This window comes from Anaerobutyricum hallii DSM 3353 (genome assembly GCF_000173975.1).
GTDB lineage: Bacteria > Bacillota > Clostridia > Lachnospirales > Lachnospiraceae > Anaerobutyricum > Anaerobutyricum hallii.
Window position 1 is genome coordinate 1 of record NZ_ACEP01000175.1, and the last position, 3,727, is coordinate 3,727.

At 36.4% G+C, this 3,727-nt stretch carries 3 protein-coding genes; all 3 read right to left on the minus strand.

Going from position 1 to position 3,727, the window contains the following annotated elements; translation table 11 throughout:
* Positions 1-106: 106 nt before the first annotated feature.
* The 3 genes from EUBHAL_RS14520 to EUBHAL_RS14535 all read right to left on the minus strand — a co-directional run bounded on the left by EUBHAL_RS14520 (position 107) and on the right by EUBHAL_RS14535 (position 3,638).
* Positions 107-1,573 (minus strand): IS1182 family transposase, encoded by a 1,467-nt coding sequence (locus EUBHAL_RS14520; protein ID WP_044923879.1) that lies wholly within the window; start codon positions 1,571-1,573, stop codon positions 107-109.
* Between the two features lie 624 nt (positions 1,574-2,197).
* Positions 2,198-2,920 (minus strand): amino acid ABC transporter ATP-binding protein, encoded by a 723-nt coding sequence (locus EUBHAL_RS14530; protein WP_005351907.1) that lies wholly within the window; start codon positions 2,918-2,920, stop codon positions 2,198-2,200.
* Positions 2,907-3,638: an amino acid ABC transporter permease gene (locus EUBHAL_RS14535; RefSeq protein ID WP_005351912.1), complete on the minus strand. Its 732-nt coding sequence runs from the start codon at positions 3,636-3,638 to the stop codon at positions 2,907-2,909. Before EUBHAL_RS14535 ends, EUBHAL_RS14530 begins: the two co-directional genes overlap by 14 nt.
* Between the last annotated feature and the right edge of the window lie 89 nt (positions 3,639-3,727).

Genomic DNA, 3,727 nt, shown 5'->3' on the forward strand with positions numbered 1-3,727 from the left:
TACCGCAGAGCATCAACTATGTGTGAAAATGTTCCTTGATAATAAAATATTGCTAAAATAGTGTTTTGAGAGATGCAAAATCTACCCTTTTGAGAGATGGATTTTCCTATTTTTCCTCATTTAGGCAGACTTCTCCCTTTAGTTTTAAAATTCGTTTTAAATTGACTACAAATATTGATACTGCTCCTTGAAGTTGCATGTTTGATAGTCCAGCAGCATCACAACGACTATATCCGTGTATATTTTTTAATTCACTATTTTTTGCCTCTATCATATAGCGGGTTTTGAAACGTTCCTTGAAATATTGTGTTTTTTGAAACGCCTCTTGATTTTTATGATAATCCGATTTAATAGTGATACTATACGTTTTGGTTTTTGCATTTTCCTTATAACAGCCATTACGATAAGGACAGACATGACATTTATTAATATCGAAAAAATATTTGATACGTGCATTCTTTTTCTGATTACTACGTTTGTCAATTCGATATTTTATAGCCAAATGCCCTGCTGGGCACTGCATGATATCCGCATCTTTATTAAAGATAAAGCCGTCCTCTGAACGAGTCCCTTTTATGATGCACGGGTTAAGCTTTGAAATTAATTTATAGTCATTGCTTTGTGCATCTTTTAAATTTTCCAGTGTGGAATATGCGGTATCTGCTATTACTTCATTAACGGTTACACCTGCTACTTTACTTTTTTGAACCAGTACTGGAAGTTCCTGACCATCAAATGCTTCGCCGGATGTGATTGTTGCTGCTGTGATGATTCGTTCATCTGTCATGGCCAAATGAGTTTTGTATCCGTAAAAAGAAGAATTGACCGTTTTATGGCCAATCCGGGCATCTGGATCAATGGATTGATCATAACAATCAATCTGATTATCCAAAATTTCGGATAACATAGAAGAGTCTTCTTTAATCGTTGGCAGTTCTGAATACGGACTTTCCTGGACTGTGTTTAATAATTCATGACAGTATTCATTATACTCATCTAAAGAAGCACATTTTTCAGGTTCATCTGGCAGATAAATGTCTTTATCAGAATCTTTTAAAGCTGCTTTTAAAGAAGTAGAGGCTTTTTTCAACATTTCTCTCTGAGTAGTTTTATGATAACGGGCTTCTGTATGAGTTGAGTCAACAATAATAGAATTGCTTTTTAAAACACCTTGGTTTATGGCAAGTTCTACACTTTTATTTATGAGCAGATCAAGTATATTTTCATCTTTTAAACGCTGCTTTCTGAATTTTGTTAAAAGACTGGGATGGATAACCTCTTCTTCTGGCGTTAATTCCAGAAAATATTTAAAAGACATATCATATCGTGATCTTTCAACAACACCATTATCAGAAAGGTTATAAAGATATTTCAAAAGCAGATATTTAAATAGCAATATAGGGTTTTTTGCATTACGTCCATTATCAAGGCAATATTTATTTTTTAATTCATCATATATAAAAGAAAAATCGACCAATTCCCTGATTTTTCTTAGAATATGATCTTTTGGAACAATCATGTTATATAAATCTGAATAATAACTAAGGTTAAGTTTAAGCTGGGATGATAACATTTCAACCTCCGACAATTATGATACCTTAATTATATCAGATATATGATTTTACGACCACTTTTTCAGTGGCGTCCTATAGGTGGGGGAGGATGTCGCTATGCTTTATTATTGCCTTTTCATGATAATATGGCACATCATTTAAATATATTCCCAAGCTTGTATCCAATTTTCCTACCCCATTTTTCACTTTCAATCTACAAGAAAAATGGTGACCACCATAAACTAGATATTTTTTACGTTGACTAAGTTCAGTACCTGTACCACCACCACCTATATATCCAATGTAGCGAACTTTCTTTTTATAATACTGAAACCGTTCCTGCAATTCCCAGCATTAGAAAAAACAGATTATTGCCCTCTTTAAACTTTTTTTCATAATCATACTCCTTTAAAACTTAATGTAAATATATCAGAAATCCATGAACTTCGGAAGCTAAAATTCTTATTTCACTTTTCCAGCCAAAGCACAGCCTTCTGAGAATGAAATAATCCTTATTTGTGGCCTCGAAGCAAGGTTTGGATGCAAGCAAATAGGGCGCGCATTCAAACCGCCGCGACTAAAGTCACAAATAAGGATTATTTCATTCTCGGAAGGTGTCTACCTTGCCTGCGGCAAATCAACTTTTACAGTACTTTGGAGAGAAACTCCTGTGTTCTGGCCTCTTTCGGATTATCAAAGATATCCTCCGGTGTTCCCTGTTCAAGGATTCTTCCCTCATCCATAAACATAACACGAGTCCCCACTTCTTTGGCAAATCCCATCTCGTGGGTTACTACTGCCATTGTCATTCCCTGATCGGCAAGGTTTTTCATTACTTCTAAAACTTCTCCTACCATTTCCGGGTCAAGGGCGGATGTTGGTTCATCAAAAAGCATCATTTTCGGCTTCATCGCAAGAGAACGAACGATGGCAATTCTCTGTTTCTGTCCACCGGATAACTGTCCCGGATAAGCATCTGCTTTTTCTTCTAAGTTAACCAATTTAAGAAGTCTAAGAGCTTCTTCTTTTGCTTCTTCTGACTTCATTAACTTCAGACGTACCGGTGCAAGTGTAATATTTTCCATGATCGTCTTATGTGGGAAAAGGTTGAAATGCTGAAATACCATTCCCATATGCTGACGCACTTTATTAATGTCTGTTTTTGGATCTGTAATATCAATGCCATCAAAGATAATCTGTCCGGATGTCGGACGCTCTAAGAGGTTCATGCAGCGAAGAAAGGTTGACTTACCAGAACCAGATGGTCCGATGATAACGATTTTCTCGCCTGGAGCGATATGTTCATTAATATCTTTTAATACCTGATGGTCTCCAAAAGATTTGCATAAATTTTTAACGGATATCACTTTCTCTTAATCTCCTTTCCAGTTTGCCCATAAGCCATGTAAAGAACATGACAATTACAAGGTAAATTACTGCTACGATTAATAATGGCATCATAGCATCGTATGTTATACCACGGATAATATCTCCGCCTCTGGTTAACTCGTTAAGACCGATATAACCACAGATAGATGTTTCTTTTAATAATGTGATCATTTCATTTACTAATGCCGGCAGGCAGTTTTTGATTGCCTGTGGCATGATAATCTGTAACATGGTATCTGTATAGCCAAGTCCTAAGGAACGTCCTGCTTCCATCTGTCCTTTATCAACAGACATGATACCTGAACGGAAAATTTCTGCAACATATGCCCCGGAGTTCACACCAAATGTGATAACCGCTACCATAACTTTATTGTTAGAAGATGCTAAAACAATAAAGAACATAATCAATAACTGTACCATCGTTGGCGTACCACGAATAACTGTCAGATACACTCGACAGATCAGGTCTGCCAGCTTAATCAGAAAACTTCCAAAACCTTTACTCTGATCTTCTTTCAGCTGATCATGTGTTGTACGGATTACCGCAATGACTGCTCCAAGAACTAATCCCAGAATCAATGCAAGAAATGTTACTTCTAATGTTACTTTAAGACCATCTGTAATGTACTTCCAACGCTGATCTGCAATAAAGTCCAATATAAACTTTGCTTTTATGCCTGAAAACCACTCACTCAAAATCTCAACCTTCTCTTTCTTAAATATTCATTCGTATTTACCTGTTACTTTGTGACATCCTCCCCCACCTGTAGAGGTGGTGGCTTCCC